7 protein-coding genes are annotated in these 21,155 nt (G+C 63.4%); 4 read left to right on the forward strand and 3 right to left on the reverse strand.

Features of this window, described 5'->3' with window-relative positions; all coding sequences use genetic code 11:
• Nucleotides 1-64 precede the first annotated feature (64 nt).
• The gene (locus GA566_RS06275; protein ID WP_137925811.1) at nt 65-2,665 is read right to left on the reverse strand and encodes a PAS domain S-box protein; all 2,601 of its coding nucleotides are present in this window, start codon (nt 2,663-2,665) and stop codon (nt 65-67) included.
• 434 nt (nt 2,666-3,099) lie between these two features.
• Here GA566_RS06275 and aceE point away from each other — a divergent pair, with 434 nt between their 5' ends.
• The 4 genes from aceE (at nt 3,100) to lpdA (ending at nt 10,294) form a co-directional block, all read left to right on the forward strand.
• Nucleotides 3,100-5,787 carry a pyruvate dehydrogenase (acetyl-transferring), homodimeric type gene (aceE, locus tag GA566_RS06280; RefSeq protein ID WP_137925812.1) on the forward strand — a complete coding sequence of 896 codons (2,688 nt, stop codon included), beginning with the start codon at nt 3,100-3,102 and terminating at the stop codon, nt 5,785-5,787.
• Between the two features lie 208 nt (nt 5,788-5,995).
• Nucleotides 5,996-7,666, forward strand: a complete 1,671-nt coding sequence (gene aceF, locus GA566_RS06285; RefSeq protein WP_160472091.1) for a dihydrolipoyllysine-residue acetyltransferase — start codon at nt 5,996-5,998, stop codon at nt 7,664-7,666.
• Between the two features lie 168 nt (nt 7,667-7,834).
• Complete coding sequence (locus GA566_RS06290) at nt 7,835-8,473, forward strand: MFS transporter (protein ID WP_237380070.1); 639 nt, start codon at nt 7,835-7,837, stop codon at nt 8,471-8,473.
• A 39-nt stretch (nt 8,474-8,512) separates the two neighbouring features.
• Nucleotides 8,513-10,294, forward strand: coding sequence for a dihydrolipoyl dehydrogenase (gene lpdA, locus GA566_RS06295; RefSeq protein WP_137925814.1), 1,782 nt, complete (start codon nt 8,513-8,515; stop codon nt 10,292-10,294).
• Between the two features lie 60 nt (nt 10,295-10,354).
• Here lpdA and GA566_RS06300 read toward each other — a convergent pair whose 3' ends face one another.
• Both GA566_RS06300 and GA566_RS06305 read right to left on the reverse strand, forming a co-directional pair.
• The gene (locus tag GA566_RS06300) at nt 10,355-12,124 is read right to left on the reverse strand and encodes a ShlB/FhaC/HecB family hemolysin secretion/activation protein (RefSeq protein WP_160472092.1); all 1,770 of its coding nucleotides are present in this window, start codon (nt 12,122-12,124) and stop codon (nt 10,355-10,357) included.
• Nucleotides 12,125-13,061: 937 nt separating this feature from the next.
• Nucleotides 13,062-21,044: a hemagglutinin repeat-containing protein gene (locus GA566_RS06305; RefSeq protein ID WP_237380072.1), complete on the reverse strand. Its 7,983-nt coding sequence runs from the start codon at nt 21,042-21,044 to the stop codon at nt 13,062-13,064.
• Nucleotides 21,045-21,155 lie beyond the last annotated feature (111 nt).

Genomic DNA, 21,155 nt, shown 5'->3' on the forward strand with positions numbered 1-21,155 from the left:
AAGTCCGGACGGCCTCCCGATGCCCCGCGGCAGAGGGTCGTCCGGCATGCCAGGGATGCTCCCGTTACTGTTCGGTTAGCGCCGATTGCAGTGGCAGCGTGATTTTAAACGTACAGCCGATCCCGTCCACATTGTTTTCGACCCAGAGGCGTCCCTGGTGCGACTCAATGATCGAACGGCAGATGTTCAGGCCCATGCCCATGCCGTCGGACTTCGTACTGAAGAACGGCTCGAACAGGCGCTCCTTGGTGGCTTCGTCCACGCCCGGGCCTTGGTCGATGACGTCGATGCAGCAACATTGACCAAACTCAACGTTTTCGATGCGGGCATGCAAGCGGACCACACCGGTGGCGCGCATCGCGGGCAGGCCGGCCATGGCTTCCACGGCATTCTTGAGCAGATTGACCAGCACCTGTTCGATCAGCACCGGATCGACGTAGAGCATCAGCGGCGGGGCGGGCAGGCGGGTCAGGATGGTCACGCGGCGGCGCGTGGCTTCCAGATCGGCCAGTCCTACGGCGTCGGCCACGATGTCGTGCAGCGCGGCTTCCCGCCGTTGCGGCTGGCTACGCTTCACGAAACCGCGGATACGGCTGATGATCGTCCCGGCGCGCACTGCTTGTGCGGAGGTCTTCTCCAGCACCGGAATCAGGTCTTCGGGCGTGCTGCGGCCCGAGTGCAGGCGCGCCACGGCGCCCATGCAGTAGTTATTGATGGCCGCCAGCGGCTGGTTCAGTTCGTGCGCCAGCGATGATGCCATCTCGCCCATCGTCGTCAGGCGGCTCGTGAACTGGATGCGTTCCTCGTGCTGCCGCGCCATTTCCTCGGCTGCCTTGCGGACCGTGATGTCGGTGGCAATCTGCATCTGCGCCAGGTGGCCGTCCACCCACTGAATGTAGCGGCGGCGGACTTCGAACCACTTTTGCATGTCCGGCACGAACACTTCACGCGCGTCCGAGGCGTACGGCATCAGTTCCGAGGCGGGCAGGCCGGCGTACGCATCGACAAAGTCGGTGTTGTCGCTCGACATCTGGTCCTTGTCGAAATCGTCGCCGGCCAGTTTCAGGTGTCCTTCCGCCTCCCAGCCGAACAATTGGCGGTAGTAGCGGTTGGCGAACAGCAGTTCGGCCTTGTCGGTGGCCAGCACGGACACGGCGGCGTCCAGGCTTTCCAGCACGGTAGTGAAGCGATCGTGCGCGGCGGCCAGTTCCTCGCGGGCGCGCTTGGGCTCGGTGATGTCCGTCATCGAGCTCATCCAACCGGTATGGCGACCCCGGCTGTCCACCAGTGGGGAGACGTACATCCGGGCGAAGAAGCTGCTGCCATCCCGGCGCATCACGCGCATCTCGTAGCCGGTGGCGGGCGACTTGCCCTGGAGCGTCAGGTCGATCTGCTTCTGCATCTCCTGCTGGTCATTGGGCGGCCAGTAGGGGAAGGGCGGCACGCGGCCCACGAGATCGGCCTCGGTCCAGCCGGTCATGCGGCAGAACGCAGGGTTCACATAGGTGATACGGCCGTTGAGGTCCAGCGCACGGAGCCCGATCAGCATCGAGTTCTCCATCGCTCGCCGGAACGATGTCTCGGCCAGTAGCGCGCGCTGCGCCTCGGAGCGGCGGCTGGTGTGCCGCCACATGCTCCACAGGCTCCAGAGCAGGAAACACGACAGCCCCACCACCAGCCACAACAGCATGTTGTTGGGCAGGTTGGACGGCGGCGGATAGGCGTCGGCGCGCAGCGACAGCGAATGGCCCGGCGGATCGAGAAGCACTTCGTACGACAGCGCGTTGCCCGGCACGGGCCGCACGGATGTACTCGCGCGCGTCTGGTTGTTCTTGTCGATCAGAGAAAAGCGGTAGCGCTCCGTCAGCTCTGGCGGCAGCAGATGGGTCAGGATGCCGTTGATCGAGTAGAGCGCGCCCAGCGTGCCCAGAAACTCGTTGTCGCGGACGATGGGTACTTCCATCAGCATGAAGCTGTCGCCGCGGTCGTTGGTCAGCGGCCGGGAGTAGACCACGCGCTGCGTCTCGCGGGCGGCGTCGAAGGTATCGAGTACCTCCGGCTCCAGCGGCTTGTCCACCGTTTCCCGAAGGCGGCCGGCGAACTCGGACGTGGACGGCAGCGACCAGCGCCCCTTACGGGTGGCGTCCAGCCAGTTGACGAAGACGATCTCTGGGTTCTCGCGCAGAATCTCCTGCGCGGCGGTCCGGTACGCACCCTGGTCCAGCTGCGCGGCAGCGATGTCGCGCGCCAGCGAGGCCATCTGGTCCTGGTTGCTCAGCAGCGAGAGCCGCACGCGTTGCTGGGCCCAGGCGGCATCGCGGTACAGCGCGTCGCGCTGCTGCTGCCGCTCGGTTTCGTGCAGCGACCATAGGATGACGCCCATCGCCACCGTGAACAGCACGATGGCCACGAGCGGGATGAACATGAACCAGCTCGTCGCCACCAGGTTGCGCCAGCGCAGGATCCAGAGCCGGCGCGGGGCTGGCGCCAGCGGCTCGGTGGTGTCGCCATGGTCGATGACATCCGCGCCGTGATCGGCGTGCGTGCCGGCATGACGGGCAGGGTGCGGGGAGGCGCCAGTGACGGATTCGCCTGCCGCGTCGGCGGCGCCGGAAGGCAGGATAGCCGTGCGTAGGCCGGAGAGGATTCGGTTGAGGAACTGCATAAGGGATTAACGGCTGACCGGCCAGTGTATCGAGATTATTGCGGTGCGTCGCTTGGGGAAACCGCCTATTCGCCACAAGGGATAGAAGACGATGCCTGGAGGTCGGAAACCCGGTTGCAGTGACGCTTTCTGGTGCGCTGCCGCAATATTCCGCATTATAAAAAATGACTTCGTAATCTGAAAATTTCGCTTGTCAGCCGTTGCTGTGCTTCCATAGAATCGCTTCGACCGAATAAATGCGGGCGGGCGCCATGCGTTTGCCGAGGCCGAGATCCGGGCGAAAGCACCCACGAGAGGATCCGGGCACTGGCCAGAACCGATGCCAGGGCAAGAATAGCGTTCCGCCGCACGCGTCAGAATCGTCAGACCGAGCCAACCGGTCTCCCGCCATACCGTGGCGGACACCCGGGGCAGGAATTCACCAGGAGACAGTCATGTCCGCTGTACCAGAGCAGATCCTCGGCGCCAGCAGCGCCAACGACGCAGATCCCCAGGAAACGCATGAATGGCTGGATGCCCTGCAGGGCGTCCTGAAGGCGGAAGGCGCCGAACGCGCGGCCTTCCTGATCGACAAGCAGATCGAATACGCACGCGTGAATGGCGTGACGCAGCCGTTCCACGCCGAGACCCCGTATATCAATACGATCCCGGTGGAACTGCAGGCCCGCATTCCCGGCGACCAGGACGTGGAGCACCGTATCCGCTCGTACACGCGCTGGAACGCCATGGCCATGGTGCTGCGCGCCAACAAGCACACCAACGTCGGCGGCCACATTTCCTCGTTCGCCTCGGCGGCGACGCTCTATGACGTGGGCTACAACCACTTCTGGCGCGCGCCCTCGGAACAGAGCGGCGGCGACCTCGTCTTCGTGCAGGGCCACTCGGCTCCGGGCGTGTATTCGCGCGCCTTCCTGCTGGGCCGCTTGACGACCGAGCAACTGGACAACTTCCGCCAGGAAGTGGACGGCAAGGGCATCTCGTCGTACCCGCACCCGTGGCTGATGCCGGACTTCTGGCAGTTCCCGACCGTGTCGATGGGCCTGGGCCCGATCATGGCCATCTACCAGGCCCGTTTCATGAAGTACCTGGACAGCCGCGGCCTGGCCAAGGCTGGCGACCGCAAGGTCTGGGCGTTCCTGGGCGACGGCGAGACCGACGAGCCGGAATCGCTGGGCGCGATCGGCATGGCTGGCCGCGAGAAGCTGGACAACCTCGTCTTCGTGATCAACTGCAACCTGCAGCGCCTGGACGGTCCGGTGCGCGGCAACGGCAAGATCATCCAGGAACTGGAATCGGAATTCCGCGGTTCGGGCTGGAACGTGATCAAGGTGGTGTGGGGCAGCCGCTGGGACCAACTGCTGGCGCGCGACACCAAGGGCCTGCTGATGAAGCGGATGATGGAAGCCGTGGACGGCGAATATCAGACCTTCAAGGCCAAGGACGGCGCCTACGTGCGCGAGAACTTCTTCAATACGCCGGAACTGAAGGCCATGGTGGCCGACTGGTCCGACGACGACATCTGGCGCCTGAACCGTGGCGGCCACGATCCGCACAAGGTCTACGCCGCCTACAAGGCTGCCAGCGAGCACAAGGGCCAGCCGACGCTGATCCTGGCCAAGACCATCAAGGGCTATGGCATGGGCGATGCGGGCCAGGCCATGAACGTGGCCCACCAGCAGAAGAAGATGCCGGTGGACGCCATCCGCGCGTTCCGCGACCAGTTCAGCATCCCGGTGCCGGACGACAAGCTCGAGGAAGTGCCGTACCTGACCTTCGAGGAAGGCTCGAAGGAACTGGAATACATGCGCCAGGCGCGCATGAACCTGGGCGGCTACCTGCCTACCCGCCGCCAGAAGGCCGAAGCGCTCAAGGTGCCCGAACTGACGGCGTTCGACGCGCTGCTCAAGGCCACCGGCGAAGGCCGCGAAGTGTCCACCACGATGGCCTTCGTCCGTATCCTGAACACGCTGCTCAAGGACAAGCAGATTGGCAAGCACGTGGTGCCTATCGTCCCGGACGAGTCGCGCACGTTCGGCATGGAAGGCCTGTTCCGCCAAGTCGGCATCTGGAACCAGCAGGGCCAGAAGTACGTGCCGGAAGACCACGACCAACTGATGTTCTACAAGGAATCGCAGACGGGTCAGGTCCTGCAGGAAGGCATCAACGAAGCCGGCGCCATGTGCGACTGGATCGCCGCCGCCACGTCGTACTCGACGCATGGCGTGCAGATGATTCCGTTCTACATCTACTACTCGATGTTCGGCATCCAGCGTATCGGCGACCTGTGCTGGGCCGCTGCCGACATGCGCTCGCGCGGCTTCCTGCTGGGCGGCACCGCCGGCCGGACCACGCTGAACGGCGAGGGCCTGCAGCACGAGGACGGTCATTCGCACGTCTTCCACGCCGCGATTCCGAACTGCATCTCGTATGACCCGACGTTCCAGTACGAACTGGCCGTGATCATGCAGGATGGCCTGCGCCGCATGTATGCAGAGCAGGAAGACGTGTATTACTACCTGACGGTGATGAACGAGAACTACGAGCACCCGGAAATGCCGGCCGGCTCGGAGAAGGACATCGTCAAGGGCATGTACCTGTTCCGCAAGGGTGTGGAAAACAGCAATGCGCCGCGCGTGCAGCTGCTGGGTTCGGGCACGATCTTCCGCGAGGTGATTGCCGCCGCCGAGATGCTCAAGAAGGACTGGGGCGTGGAATCGGACATCTGGAGCTGCCCGAGCTTCACCGAACTGGCCCGTGAAGGCCATGCCACGGAACGCTTCAACCTGCTACATCCGACCGAGACGCCGCGCGAATCGTTCGTCGCGCAGAAGCTCAAGGGCGTGCGCGGCCCGGTCATCGCCTCGACCGACTACATCCGTGCGTTCGCCGAGCAGATCCGCTCGTTCGTGCCGCGCCGCTATGTGGTGCTGGGCACCGACGGCTTCGGCCGCTCGGATACCCGCGAGAAGCTGCGCCACTTCTTTGAAGTGGACCGTAACTGGGTGACGGTGGCCGCGCTGAAGGCGCTGGCCGACGAAGGTGCGATCGGTCGCGAAAAGGTGGCGGAAGCCATCAAGAAGTACAACCTCGACCCGAACAAGCCGAACCCGATGTCGGTCTGACCCCGGACTTGCACGACTGAACCCCCCGCAGCACGGCATGCCGCCGTGCCGTGGGCGCCCCCGGCTGGACCGGCGGTGCCCACGGCCGCTGGTGATGCGCGGCAGCGTGACAGATGCGTGAGGCCGGAGTAACCTCGCCGATTGCGTTTGTCCGATTGTCGCTACGTCGCCAACAACCAGGGTGCCGGCTGCCCAGGAGAGACACTGAATGAGTCAAGCGATTGAAATCAAGGTGCCGGATATCGGCGACTACGACGCCGTTCCCGTCATCGAAGTCCATGTGAAGCCGGGCGACGTCATCAACGCGGAAGACGCGCTGGTGACGCTGGAGTCAGACAAGGCCACGATGGATGTGCCGTCGCCGCAGGCCGGCACGGTCAAGGAAGTCAAGATCAAGGTGGGCGACAACGTGGCCGAGGGCTCGATCCTCGTCATGCTGGAACCTGCAGGCGCGAGCGCCGCTGCGCCCGCACCGGCGGCTGCCCCCGCACCCGCACCGGCGCCAGCCGCCGCTGCCCCGGCACCCGCTCCGGCCGCTGCTGCGCCGGCCCCGGCTGCCGCGCCTGCCGGCGGTGGCATCGTCGAGGTGAAGGTGCCCGACATCGGCGACTACGACGCCGTTCCCGTCATCGAAGTCCATGTGAAGCCGGGCGACGTCATCAACGCGGAAGACGCGCTGGTGACGCTGGAATCCGACAAGGCCACGATGGATGTGCCTGCCCCGCAAGGCGGCACGGTCAAGGAAGTCAAGGTCAAGGTTGGCGATAACGTGGCCCAGGGCACGCTGATCCTGATTCTCGAAGCCGCTGGCGCGGCGGGTGCTGCCGCTGCAGCGCCGGCTCCTGCCCCGGCTGCAGCACCTGCTGCCGCACCGTCCCCGGCTCCCGCTCCCGCTGCATCGGCACCGGCTCCGGCCCCCGCGCCAGCAGCCGCACCGGCTCAGGGCGTGACCGGCAAGGCCGCCCACGCCAGCCCGTCCGTGCGCAAGTTCGCGCGCGAACTGGGTGTGGATGTGTCGCGCGTACCGGGTTCCGGTCCGAAGGGCCGCATCACGCAGCAGGACGTGCAGAACTTCGTCAAGGGCGTGATGAGCGGCCAGACCGCTGCGCCGGCTGCTGCTGCGTCTGCTGGCGGTTCGGGCGTGGGTCTGGATCTGCTGCCGTGGCCGAAGGTCGATTTCACGCGCTTCGGCGAGGTGGAATCCAAGCCGCTGTCGCGCATCAAGAAGATCTCGGGCGCCAACCTGCACCGCAACTGGGTCATGATCCCGCACGTCACGAACTGCGACGAGGCGGACATCACTGAGCTCGAAGCGTTCCGCGTGAAGCTGAACAAGGAAAACGAGAAGTCCGGCATCAAGGTCACGATGCTGGCGTTCATGATCAAGGCCACGGTGGCGGCGCTGAAGAAGTTCCCGAACTTCAATGCCTCGCTCGACGGCGACAATCTGGTGCTGAAGAAGTACTTCAACATCGGTTTCGCTGCCGATACGCCGAACGGCCTGGTCGTGCCGGTCATCAAGGACGCCGACAAGAAGGGCGTGCTGGAGATCAGCCAGGAAATGGGCGAACTGGCCAAGCTGGCGCGCGACGGCAAGCTGAAGCCGGATCAGATGCAGGGCGGCTGCTTCTCGATCTCGTCGCTGGGCGGCATCGGCGGCACGTACTTCACGCCGATCATCAATGCGCCGGAAGTGGCCATCATGGGCGTGTGCAAGTCGTACATGAAGCCGGTCTGGGACGGCAAGCAGTTCGTGCCGCAACTGACGCTGCCGCTGTCTCTGTCGTGGGATCACCGCGTGATCGACGGTGCCGAGGCTGCACGCTTCAATACGTACTTCGCCGCGTTGCTGGCCGATTTCCGCCGCATCTTGCTGTAAGCGGTCGCTTAAACATGATTCTGGCGTCGTTGCGCGGCCTTGCCGTACCACTTGTACTGTCTGCGGCCGCGCGCCTAGCCAGAACCGCTTCGCTTCATGTTGAAGCAACCGCAACGCACGCCGGCAATGCCGGCGTGCGAAGAGTCAAAGTAACGTAGGGGGCGAGCCATGACGACCTGCGTTGTCGTACGTAAGGGTGACGAGGTGGCGATCGCGGCCGATGCGCTGGTGACGTTTGGCGATACGCGGCTGTCGCGTGCCTACGAGCGCAACCAGAAGGTGATTCCCGTGGGCGAGAGTTTCGTCGCGCTGGCGGGTACCACCGCGCATTTTCCGGTCATGCGCGCACTGCTGACGGGCATGGGCGACGAATGCCGCCTGATGAGCCGCGACGAGGTGTTCCGAACCTTCCTCAAAGTGCATGAAAAGCTCAAGAACGAGTATTTCATCAACACCAAGGAAGACGACGACGACCCCTACGAGTCATCGCAGATCGTTTGCCTGATCGCCAATCCGGGCGGCATCTATGGCGTTTATTCCTATCGCGAGGTGTTTTCGTTCGACCGTTTCTGGGGCATCGGATCGGGGCGCAACTATGCGCTGGGCGCGATGCACGCGGTCTACGACATGCCGGGCATGGATGCCGGCGCGATCGCGCGGATAGGTGTGGATGCCGGGATCGAGTTCGACAAGAGTTCGGCGGGTCCGATCGATGTGCATACGGTGAAGCTCCAGCAGCAGACTGAACAGCCCCAGCAGCCGGCGCAACAGGACGGCTCGGCAACCAACAACGACGGCGCGGCCTGAGCCCCCAGGCGGGCAGGGCGCGCATCCCAGGAGGAAAGCATGAGTGTGATCGAAGTCAAAGTGCCGGATATCGGCGATTTCGACGCGGTGGAAGTGATCGAAGTGCTGGTCAAGGCCGGCGATACGGTCGAGGAAGAACAGTCGCTGCTCGTGCTCGAGAGCGACAAGGCCAGCATGGAAGTGCCGTCGTCGTCGGCTGGCAAGATCGTGGACGTCAAGGTCAAGGTGGGTGACAAGGTGGCCAAGGGCACTGTCATCTGCACGATCGAAGGCGGCGCCGCGGCTGCACCGGCGCCCGCACCCGCGGCTGCACCGGCTCCTGCTGCCGCTCCGGCGGCATCGGCTCCTGCCGCCGCACCCGTGGCTGGCAAGCACAGCGGCTCGGCCGATATCCAGTGCGACATGCTCGTGCTGGGCGCGGGCCCTGGCGGCTACTCGGCAGCGTTCCGCGCAGCCGATCTGGGCATGAACACGGTACTGGTGGAGCGCTACGGCACGCTCGGCGGCGTCTGCCTGAACGTGGGCTGCATCCCGTCGAAGGCGCTGCTGCACAATGCGGCCGTGATCGACGAAGCCAAGGCACTGGCCGCGCACGGCATCCTGTTCGGCGAAGCCAAGATCGACCTGGACGGCCTGCGCCACTACAAGGAAAGCGTCGTCAACAAGCTGACGGGCGGGCTGGCCGGCATGGCCAAGGCGCGCAAGGTGCAGACTGTGCGCGGTATCGGCACGTTCCTGGACCCGAACCACCTCGAAGTGCAGGAAACCGAGGGCGACGCCAAGGCGACCACGGGCAAGAAGACCGTGATCCGCTTTGAAAAGGCGATCATCGCGGCCGGTAGCCAGGCTGTGAAGCTGCCGTTCATCCCTGAAGATCCGCGCATTTTCGATTCGACTGGCGCGCTGGAACTGCGCGACATCCCGAACAAGATGCTGGTTATCGGCGGCGGCATCATCGGCCTGGAAATGGCCACGGTGTACAGCACGCTGGGCGCCCGCATCGACGTGGTGGAAATGCTCGACGGCCTGATGCAGGGCGCGGACCGCGACCTCGTCAAGGTCTGGGACAAGATGAACAAGCATCGCTTCGACAACGTGATGCTCAAGACCAAGACGGTTGGCGTGGAAGCCAAGCCGGATGGCATCTATGTGAAGTTCGAAGGCGAGGGCGCGCCCGCCGAGCCGGTGCGCTACGACGCCGTGCTGGTGTCCGTGGGCCGCACGCCCAACGGCAAGAAGATCGGCGCCGAGAAGGCTGGCGTGGCTGTGACCGACCGTGGCTTCATCGACGTCGACAAGCAACTGCGCACCAACGTGCCGCACATCTTCGCCATCGGCGACATCGTCGGCCAACCGATGCTGGCACACAAGGCCGTGCATGAAGCCCACGTGGCCGCCGAAGCCGCCCACGGGGAGAAGGCGTACTTCGACGTGAAACAGATTCCGTCGGTGGCCTACACCGATCCGGAAGTGGCCTGGGCCGGCCTGACGGAAGAACAGTGCAAGGCGCAGGGCATCAAGTACGGCAAGGGCACGTTCCCGTGGGCCGCATCAGGCCGCGCCATCGCCAATGGCCGCGACGAAGGCTTCACCAAGCTGATCTTCGACGAGGAAACCCACCGCATCATCGGCGGCGGCATCGTCGGCACCCACGCGGGCGACCTGATCAGCGAAGTCTGCCTGGCCATCGAGATGGGCGCGGACGCAGTGGATATCGGCAAGACGATCCACCCGCACCCGACGCTGGGCGAATCGATCGGCATGGCTGCGGAGATTTACGAAGGGGTGTGCACCGATGTGCCACCGCCGCGCAAGCGTTGAGTTTGGTTGTTGGATGAGAAAAACCCGCCGGAAGGCGGGTTTTTCTTTAGTGCCGCGATATCAGTATCGATACGCCACCTGCAACCCGGTTGTCACTCCTGCCGTATGCAGGCGCTCCGGCTTGTCAACCGGCATTCCGACAAACGCGTCGTACGATAGGCTGCCCAGCCTTGAGGTGCCGAATCCTCCGCGGAAGCCAATGACGGCGCCGGCTAGCTGCGTTCCTGCTTGGTTGCGCGTGGTGGGTCCAGCCACCCGCCCATAATCGAGCCCGGCATAGAACGCCTGTCCCGTGGCTAGTGGGACCTGCAATTCGTTGCGCCAGTAAAATCCCCTCTCGCCAGCCAGCATGCTTTCCCCATCGAAACCTCGCACCGTATAGCGGCTGCCGATCGTCAGGTTGTCGACGTAATAGAGACGATCATCGGTATATTGCCCCCGTACCGTCGTGATGTAGCGGAAAGGCAAATTGGCAAGCTTGAACGGCACCGAGAAATTGGCGTCTAGAACCATCATCCGATACCGCCATGTTGGGCCGCCGTTCACGGCCAACAGGTCGTCTTGCGCGCCCAAAGCCCCGAGACCCTGGCGGTAAGACAGCGTGGCATCGAGTTGGGACCGGCCGAGATAGTGACGATCCGTCAGGCCAAGTTCCAGGATCGTATTATTCCGCCGCTGGTGCGAGATTTCGGAGTCCTCGATGAAGCTCCGGCCGAATCGACGCGTCAAACGCATGTGCATGCCGAGCACGTCGTTTTGGCTGCGGTGCAATACCCGATGCAGTTTGAGATCGATATTCTCCGACTTGCCGCTGGATATGAACGTCTGATTGGCGCCCGCGATCTGCTGGAAGTAGTTGCTGCTGGAAGCTGAGAGGGTGGCGGTCCAGTATCCCCAGGGAATCGAGTAAAAAGTGTTCCAGCCCCGGGTACCAAACTCCTTGTCCTCGACCATCACGTCCTGACTGAAACCGACGTTGAAAATGTCGCTCAGGCCCAGCGGATTGTCGATGCCCAGACTTAGATTTCCCTGCCATTTGCCCGTCGAGCGCGATCCCGAATTATCGACAGACGCCACCAGCGTCCACGGCTTGCCGCGTTTGACCGTGATTACCACATCGCTGAGGCCCGGAACGGGCGTCGGCATGATCTGCATGTCCACGTCCTGACTGGCAACGCGTTTCATCTGCTCCAGCCCTTGTTCAAGATCGCGCAAATTCAGCAACTGGCCGGCCGAGGTCGGGAAAGCCGCGCTCCAAGTGCCCCACAAGTCCGGCTTGCTGAAACGGATCTCGCCGATCACACCGGGAATCAGCGCCAGTTTCAGCGTGCCCGACGTCAGGTCCTGCTCGGGCACCAACACGCGCGTGGTCACATAGCCCCGCGAGAGAATCGTTCGGGACAACTCCTTGATCAGCATGCCGACGCCCTGGCTGCCCAGGCATTCTCCTTGGTAGTGATCCAGCCAGAGCTGGGCAAAGGCAAACGGATCCATCGGCAGGGCCGAGGCGCCGCCGGCTTGCAGATAGACGGGGAGATCGGAGGGAACTTCCAATACGAAACGCTGAACCGGAAAGCAGGGCGCTTCCTTCGGCATCGACGGGCGCTCGGCATGCTCGGTCGCGGGGGCGAGTACTGATGGTGCGTTCACCGCGGCGCTACGCTCACGCGCCTCCTGCTGCTGGCGATGGCGTTGTTCCTGCTCGGCATTATTCAGGGCCGCCGCTTGCCGGGGAACTGGCAGGGTCTGGGCGTTGATGGAATTTGAAGTGCCAAGGAGGCTGACGGCCAGCGAAGCAACGGTGGCAGTTTGGGTGAGTTTTAGAAACATCGGCGTTGGAGAGGCCAGAGGGGGCGTCCGGGCCGGCTAAAAAAGTGAATGAGTTCGAGTGACGGGTCTGAGCGTACGTATTAATTTCTTCTTTATTTTAATGGCTCATTTTTTGCGTCTTAAAGCTCAGGCCAAGGATTGTGAAAAATATTTTATCTTTTGAATATATTGACCACCACAGATAAAAATCCCAAGATTGCTCAGACCAATGCTTCTATTCCAATATCTTCCAAAAAGATTCAGATACCCCGTTTCACCAAGGTGCGCCAGCTAGCAGAAGTTGAAAAAGCTATGGTTAAGAGTAGTTCAGAGTAGCCTTGATATTGCGAGGTCATGCCGCACCATGATGGATGATTGTGGAATATCGTGATAAGCAATGGATTAATAGCGGGATCCAAAAATGCGATGAGAGCGACGACCCCGGGTAGCCGCACCTGCACCACTACCCGCCGCAGCCCCAATTCCACCAGTCGCGATATTCGCCGCGAGATTCTCGATCGCCTCATCAAGGTTGGCATTCCCACTGCCAACGCTTCCAGAAACGGCCACTGCCCAGCTCCACGAACTTCCTAGGCGCCAGCGATGCCCTCAGTCAGGTCTGCAATTTTTATTCATATTCATCCGACCTTTTTCAGAAAGGATTCATTCAGAGGGGCTTTGCACTGAGAGCAGCAATACGGAACAAGTGTCACACCGGGCCCTGAAGGATTCCACGGAACGGCATTGCATCGCGGGCAGCGATAATTCAACGCCAGATACCATCCTGCCACCGGAAACCATATCAAGAGGACGCAAAAAAATATCTTGACGCTAACATTTATTGCCAACAAAACAAAAAGAGATATAAATCCTGGAAAGAAAATTAATAATAGACAAAGTCGTCGCCATTTAAATTGCTTGACAACGTCTTCGTCAGAAATTTTACTATTCTTCATCACTATTTCCTTGCCCTGTACTGGAACTCCATGAGATTGAGCTTTCCTTCTATACCTAAACCCACACTCGGCACTAGTCCAAGTGTCCCCTTTGCTTGTGCGTAACCATCTGCCCCGGTGGATATGTTTGACGAAATCCCTGCTTGCCCTCCTATAGATGCTGTCGCCGGTCCAATCTGAGCGCCGAATGAGATTGATGAGCCGACGCGATAGTCCCCAGCATTTGCCTCACTACCTTTTGCGAATAGATTGGAGGTGACTGTCGAACTGCCGCCCTTAAACCATCCGTGCCCTCCCAAGCCGACACCAAAGCCCATTTTTCCCTCCATTGGAACGAGCCCGGCAAACCCGACTTCCGCCTCGGCCCCAACACCGTAATACAACCCGAGACCAACCGACCACGAGGTCCCACCAGGTTTCCCCTGCGGAATGCAGTCTGTTGATATACAAGCATTGAGGGGAGGAATGTATGGATTCGAGGTCGTGTAGGTTCCCGCATTGTTGGGTGCAGATGTCGATCCATCCCAGCTATATGGAGATTGTTCATCACCAGTGTTCTGAAGGATCAGGTCTTGTATTACCTGCGAAGGGGGTACCAGCATCGAGTAGTTCTGCACGAGATAGCTGTTGCCGGCGTCATCCTTTCGAAGCACCATGCCAGTGGGGTCATAGACTTGACTAGCTGTTGTATCCGCGTTCAACGGCACCACGACGCCTGTGGCAGCTGTTTCCCCATAGGTGCTGTTATTCGCCGATCGCATGGCGGTCTCAATTTGGCTTGCCGTGATAGGCGAGCCATCTGGGTTAGTGATACCGTCGGCTGCTGCTTTCTCGGCAATTCGTCGGGCCGTTGCTTTATCTTCCGGATGCAACTGCCGATTAAACCGATCCACATTCGCCCCGGTAGCCGCTCCAGCCCCACCACCTACAGCCGCCCCAATCCCACCAGCCACGATATTCGCCGCGAGATTCCCAATCGCTTCATCGAGATTGGCATTCCCACTGCCAACGCCACCTGACACAGCACTACCCAGTTCCGCCAACTTCCCAGCCGCCAGCGATGACGCCCCGGCACCGACCGCGCCAGCAATCGCATTCCCACCACCCAGCCCGGCGATCATTGCGCCGCCCGCAGCGTGCAGACCGGCGCGGTAGTCGCCGCCTTCCCTCCAGCCTTCGACGTCGGCGGTGGCCTTTTCCAGGTTGGCGCGGTTGTCGTCGCTGGGGTCGGCCTCGAATGCTTTCTGCGCCTTGTCCTGGGCTATCGCTGCATCCTTGAGCTTGCTGCTGGCGATATCTCCCACCGACTTCGCCACCGCCTCGCCAGCCGCCTGAGCGGCCGCCATCGTGTCGGCTTGCTTGTTCAGCAAGTTGTTGAGGTCGGGGCCTTTGCGGACGGTCGAATTGGTATCGGTCGTATCGCGATTGAGTGTCGCCACGTCTTGCTTCTGGTTGGCGTCGTCCGTGATATGGATCGCGCCATCCGCAATGGCGGACTGCGCGGTGCCGCGTTGTTTGCCGCTTTCGTGCTGCGGAATCATTGGGCTGATGCCGCCGGTGTTCTTGCCCGAGGTCTGGCCGGTCTTCTCGTCCTTGACCTTGGGACCGAAGGTGAAGCCGCCGGCCACGCCGAACGACGTGCCCTTGTAGTCCGACTTGTTTTCGATATCGCCCCAGCTCAGGGTGCCCGTCTTCAGCGAGTTCTTGTCCTTCGTGGCCGTGCTGGCGATGAGGGCGCCCTGGAGGTCGGTGTTGCCTTTGACGTTCAAGTCGAAGCCGCCGTCGCCCGCGTAGATGCCGGATTGCTCGGCCACGTTGGCGAAGTTGCCGTCGGCCTTGCCTGTCGATGCCGAGAGCGAGCCGCTCAAGCCGCCGCCCTGACTGAAGCTGAGGCCACCCCCCGCGCCGGTCTGGCGGGCGCGGCTTCCTTCGGTGTCCTGGCGGCTGGCGAGGTTGAGGTGGCCACCGACATCGGCCGACACCTTGCGGCCGCTGACCAGGCCACCGAGGACGTTGGTGTCGCCACCCGAGACGATCGACACCGATTCGCTGCCCGTGACCCGGCTGTTGAGTTGTGTCGAGCCGGTGGTGTCGCTGTTGCCCTTGTTCGTCGACCCTGACGCCGACACGCCGAAGCCCTGCGCGCTGTAGGACATGCCGATGCTGCCGCTGCTCGACTTGTTCGTGGTGTGGGTCTCGTAGGTATCGGTCGCAGAGACGATATTGACCTTGCCCTGGCCCGCCAGTCCCACCCGCGTGGCCGCAATACTGGAGCCGACGATATCCAGATTGCCAGCGGTCTTGTTGCCATTGGCATCCTGACCCGTGGCGATGAAGACCGCCTTGCCGCCAGCCTGCACCTTCGAGCCCGTGTGCGAGGTGCTGTCCTGCGTGAGCGTGTTCTTGCTCTTGCTGGTACCCAGCGACAGCGTCACGGCGGTGCCGAGCGGTCCTGAGCCACCGGCAAGGCTCTTCATGGCATCTCCGGCGCCCTTGGCCGCGTCATAGGCGTCGCGACCTGCTGCGATACCCCACAGCGCCGACGCCCGGCCATCCTGGCTCTTGGTCGCCGAGCTGACTTTCTGGCCCGCATTGATGGCCGAGCCGAGCGCGCCGCCGCTGACACCCAGCGTCAGGCCGGTCTGCTTGATCTCGTGGGTTTCGTCATGATGCGCGCGGCCCTTGGCGGCTTCGATGGCCACATCGGCACCCGTGCCCGTCAGATCCTTGGCGGCGATCAACTGGCTGCCTGTCACGCGTAGCGTGCTCCCCGCCCTCAGGCTGACATTGCCATCGGTACTGCCGACGAGGCTGCCGGTCTGCGTGACGGCGTTGTCGTTGATCGTGTCCTTCTGGTCACGCGAGCCGTAGGAGAGGCCGCCACCCGTGGCGCCGAAGCCCGTTGCCTTGGTGCGTGAATAGCTGTGGCTCTCGCTGGTGTTCTCCGCCGCACCGATCGTCAGGTTGCGGCCTGCTTCCAGACCCACGTCCTGAGTGCCCGCCACCGTCGATCCGCTGATCGCCAGATCTCGTCCGGCGCTGCCCAATACGGTATCGCCCGATATCACCGAGCCCACCGCCACGGTGTCGCGCGAATGGGTGATCGTGGTCGTCTCCTTCTTCGACAGGAATCCGGATGTCTTCGTCTGCGACCAGTTCTCGGCGCTGTGTTGCTCGGTGACCGTGCCGATGGTCACGTCGCCCGTGGCCACCAGTGCGACCGCGCCACCTTTCTCTGTGGATGTGCCAGTGCTGACGGAAGAACCGAGCACGGCGAGGTTGCCGGTGCTGCCAGCCTCGGTCGGCTGTGCCTTGATGCCGTTGGCTTCGAGAATCGCCGCCGCTGCAGCCTGTCCCGCGCCCAGCGTGGCATTGCTGCCCGCCTGCACCGCACTGCCGCGCGCGGTTTCGTCATAGGACGATTGCGTAAATTGCGACCGCTTGTTGCTCGACGAACCGGCACTGCTCGTCTGTGTATCGAGCGATGCCGTGACCGTAGCATCGCGTCCGGCGAGCAGCGTGGCGTCCGTGCCCGCCTGGATAGCCGAGCCGGTCAGTGTGGCATCGCGCCCGGCTACCGCCGTGACACTGCCGCCCGCCTGCACACGGCTGCCGACGCCACGGGTGGTCTGTTCACGCAGGTAGTCGCGACCGCCATGCGCGGTGGCATCCTGCGTGGTACCCGTGGCGACCGTGCCGAGGTTCAGGTCGCGGCCTGCGCCGATCAATGCATCCTTGCCGGCGCTGACGTTACCGCCCGCCATACCGATGTCGCGACCAGCCAGCACAGCAACGTTGTTGGTGGCCGAGATCGTGCCAATGGCACCCACACCCGTGGCGCTTGCGCTGTTGCCGTTGGCCAGTGTCGTCGTGTTGGTGATCGTCTGCGCCGCGTTGATGACATCGCGCCCGGCCGATACCAGCGTATCGGTGCCGGTGATCCGGCCGCCCAGGTTGCGCACATCCTCCTGCGCCGCCACCACCGTCGTACCCGTGCCACCGATCCGCCCACGATTGACGATGTTGTGGCCGATCACCTTCGTGGACTTATCGCCAACGATGGCGCCGCTGTTCGCGACATTGTCCGTTGCCTGAATCTCCACGCTGTTGCCGGCGACCAGCGCGCCCGTGCTGTACAGGTCGATACCATTGCCGTGCGCAAGATAGACCTTTGGCACCAGCACCGATTGCGTGGAGCCATCGGGCAGGGTGACGTCCTGCGACACCATCCACACGATATCTGTCGTGAGTTGGCGCATCTGCTCGGCGGTCAGTCCGATACCGGGCATCAGGCCGAAGGCGCTGGCGACGGCTACGCCCTGGCTCATCAGCGTCTGGTATTCCTCCATCTGACTGGTGTGGCCAGCGAGGAACGTCCTGCCCGTCAGTTGGGTGATCTGGTCGCGGACCAGCTTCTGCTCGTAGAAGCCGTCACCGAGACGCTTCTGCGTCATCTGCGGATCGATGCCCAAGGCCCCAAGCATGTAGTCGCTGGAGATAAATCGCGAGTATTGCGTGAAGCGCGGGTCCGTGGCGACGAGGTAGGTGTCGCCCGGCGCCGAACGAATCGTGTACAGCCCGTTGGTCGGCAGAGTCAGGTTTGGAATGCCTCCCCCGGGTGCCGCGCCGGCGGCCAATCCGGTACTGCCGTCGCCACCGCCCGTCACCGTTGCCCCCACGGTATCCACCGACCTCACGCTGACATCCGGGGTGCTGGTCTTCACCGCCTGATTCGCCGTGGCGATGGCCGCGAGCGCCGCCACAGTGGTGGGCGCCTGCGGCGTGCTCGGATGGGGAACGACCTCGGTCTTGCTGCTGTACCCAGTTCGCTGGTGCCAGTAGAACGTAGAGGTGTCCTGCGTCGTGATCTTTTGCTGCAACACCGTGCCGACATCCTCGACCTTCCCGGCAACACGCACGAGGTTCGCACCCGCTGCCATGGTCGATGACTGGTTGAAGATGCTGCCGCCCTCGCCATTGATGCGGATGTTGCCGCCAGCCTGGATCTTCGCGGCTTCGGTGGCGCTGATGAGCCGGTCCGTCGCCGTTGTCGTGACGGTATCGCGAGAAATCTCGGTGTAGTCGGCGCCGAAGTTTTGCTGACGCACATCGTCCGGCCGGATGTGGATGTTCGGGTCCCAATCGGGCCAGAAGGTGATGCTGTAGGTGTCGCCGTTGTCGAGGATCGCCTCGTAATACTGCGTCGCGCGCGTGGCGATCGGGCGTGAGCAGATGCCGGTTTCGGCGTTGCAGTTGCTTGGCAGTCCGACGCCCAGACGATATTCCTCGATTGGGGATTCCGTGAAGGAGAGCGTCCGCTTGGCGGTGTCGAGTTTGGTGACGGTCGATTTGTCGACGGTCACCGTGATTGGCGTGCGCAGTGCGTTTGTCTGGGGCGTGCTGACCGGCGCGCGACCGGTGCCCCATGTCCAGCCCGGAAAGGTGATGCTGCGATGCCAGTTCAACTCTCCGTCCGGAAGACCCGCCTGCCAGAGCCTGAGCGTCTTCACGGCCGTTTGCACTGGCGTACCCGCCTCGGTCACGATGTTCGTGCGCGTATTGCTGACCTCTTTCGCGGCGATGTCGATGTCTCCCTCGGCCTCGATCGTCGCGGATCGGTTGACCAGTTCGCCCACCTGGTTGCGCAGCAGACCCGTCTCGGGATCGCGCTCGCCGTCGCGGGCCACCTGCAGGTTGCCTGCGCTGTAGAGCGTGGCGCCATCGAGGTTCTGCACGAAGTCGGCGGCATAGACATGCAGGTTCCTCACCGCCGCGACCAGCGCAGCCGGCCCGTGGTTGACCACCTCGCTACCTTGCACGGTGACGTCGTTGCCGATGATCGCGCCGGTGTTGGTGGTTGTCGCACTGCGGGTCTGGACGGTATCGCCTTCGATGCGGCCCGCATTGGCGAGCGATTGCGACGCTTCGACTGTGGTGCGCGTGCCAACCATGCCGGCGCCCGCGGCATTCACGACCTCTGCACCTAGCACGGTCAGGCCGCCGACTGCTGCGAGCGTGCCGGTGTTGGTGAGCTTGCCGGTGGTCGAGACGCGCATGTCGCCATCGGCCCGCAGCCTGTTGTTCGCGTCGTTCTCGTAGCTGCCCGCGACGTCCAGTGACAGGTTGCGCGCCGCCGCGATCTCGCCGCTTCCCGAGATCGCGCCCGCCACGGCCACGTCCCGGTTTGCCTTGATGGTGCCCCGGCGATTGTCGAGCGAGGCGACCTGGAGGCTGACATCGGTGCCGCCGAGGAGTTGGCCGCCAGCGTTGTCGAGCGTGGCGCCAGCGTGGTCGAACGTGAAGCCCCTGCCGCCGAGGAAGATACCGCCGCGATTGCTGACGGCCATCGCGCCGTCGAGCCGCAGCCCACCGGCAGCCTGCACCGAGCCGTCGTCGTTGTCGAAGCGGCCCGCCGAGGCGATTGTGGCCGTGTCCTGGGCGCTGATCTTTCCACCCCGGTTCGACGCGCTCCCGGCCGTCAGTGCCAGTGCGCCCTGGCTCGCCATCTGGGCCCGGTCGTGGAGCAGGGCGCCTCGAGCGGAGGCGGACAGATTTCCGCCCGATATGCTTGTGGCGCCCGTCAGGTCGAGATCGGCCGCGCCGGCCTGCAAGTCAAGATTCCCGCCAGCGGTGCTCTGGCTGCCCGCGAGGTCGAGTCCCGCGCCTTGCAGCAGCACGTTGCCACTGGCCTGGTTCTGGCCCGTAGCGGCGAGCTTGCCGGTGGTGGCGGTCACGCTGAGGTCGGCCGGCGAGGCGACTGTGCCATCGGGGCTCACGCCCGCGGCCAGCGTGCCGGTGGATGCCACACTGCCGCCGGTGGCGGAGAGCCACCGCTGCGCCGCCAGCGTGCCGCTGTTCGATAGCGTGCCGTGCGCGTGGATCGACACCTGCTGCATGCCATAGGTCGTGCCGCTGTGCTCGATACCGCCGCGCGAGCGCGCGTCCAGATTGCCGCTGGCTGAAGTTTGCCCGGCCATGACGAGTCGCCCCGCCGACGTCAGCGTCAGGTCTCCGGCCTGCGCCGCTGCCACCCCGCGCAGTGACACGCCCACGCCGTGCTCGGTGGATGCCAGCAGGATCTTGTTGGCGTACATCCCGCCGAGCTCGGCCACGTCGATGCCGATGGACGGGGCAGGGCCGGCGCCGTCGATTGGCGTAGCCGCGAGCGTGTCGCGGCTGACCTGGTTGGCGCCGCCGATGACGTTGAGTTGGTTCGCATACGTCGCGGCATTGACATGCACCGCGCGCGCGATGAGATCGATCCGATCGACATGGGCGGCATTCAGCCCGTCTCCGCGCACCGCGATCTGGCCGCCACTCACCCGGAAGGCATCCAGGCTGCCGCTGCCGCCGTACATGGGCGTGCCCGTGGTCAGCGTGGCGCGGCTGGTGTTGATGAAGCCCGCACCTTCGACGAGGATGCCGGTGGGGTTGGCCACGATCACCTCGCTGCGCGGCCCCGCCACTTCGAGGTAGCCCCGTAACTGGCTTGGGTTCGAACTGGTGACCTGATTGACGATGATCCGCGCGGAACCGCCTGGCAGCAGGTTGGCGTTGCCGTTGATGAAGCCGGCCTGCTGGGTCGGCACGGCGGTCGGCGAGTTGTTGAGAATGACACCCGACCTCGGCACGTCGAACCGCGTGTAGTCGTTGATGGAGACCCCGGCGCCCGACGGCCGCGTGATATCGATCTGGGGCAGTCCGTTCGCAGTCTGGCCGATGGTCGGGCGATGCGGGCCAGCGTGGGTGTCCGCCACCACCTGCGCCCACCCGTGCACCGGCACGCCCGCTGCAATCCAGGCCGAAAGCGCCAGCCACCGGAGGGTGAAACGCACGGGAGGCGCGCCAGCGCAGTCCGATTGGACCCGGCTGCCACCATCCCGGCCTTTACCTCGGCTCACGGCGCATTCCTCCACGGCCATGAGCATGCGGCGATGCGGGTTGAAGACGAGACGGTAGCGACTGCGGTTCATAGGTTCGGCCATGCGTGTAGTGCGGGATGGCGCGGACTGTAACCGGCGGGTTGCTGGTCAGGACTTAACGACGATCAAGGCATCTGGAATCAGTTATTTTGGATTTTTTTCTATTTACATCAA

This window comes from Cupriavidus sp. SW-Y-13, from assembly GCF_009793345.1.
Lineage (GTDB): Bacteria > Pseudomonadota > Gammaproteobacteria > Burkholderiales > Burkholderiaceae > Cupriavidus.

Excerpts from the sequence above, each read along its gene's own strand:
- GA566_RS06300 (WP_160472092.1), bottom strand. The coding sequence starts at position 12,124 with ATGTTTCTAAAACTCACCCAAACTGCCACCGTTGCTTCGCTGGCCGTC.
- GA566_RS06305 (WP_237380072.1), bottom strand. The coding sequence starts at position 21,044 with ATGGCCGAACCTATGAACCGCAGTCGCTACCGTCTCGTCTTCAACCCG.
- aceE (WP_137925812.1), top strand. The coding sequence starts at position 3,100 with ATGTCCGCTGTACCAGAGCAGATCCTCGGCGCCAGCAGCGCCAACGAC.
- aceF (WP_160472091.1), top strand. The coding sequence starts at position 5,996 with ATGAGTCAAGCGATTGAAATCAAGGTGCCGGATATCGGCGACTACGAC.
- GA566_RS06290 (WP_237380070.1), top strand. The coding sequence starts at position 7,835 with ATGACGACCTGCGTTGTCGTACGTAAGGGTGACGAGGTGGCGATCGCG.
- GA566_RS06275 (WP_137925811.1), bottom strand. The coding sequence starts at position 2,665 with ATGCAGTTCCTCAACCGAATCCTCTCCGGCCTACGCACGGCTATCCTG.
- lpdA (WP_137925814.1), top strand. The coding sequence starts at position 8,513 with ATGAGTGTGATCGAAGTCAAAGTGCCGGATATCGGCGATTTCGACGCG.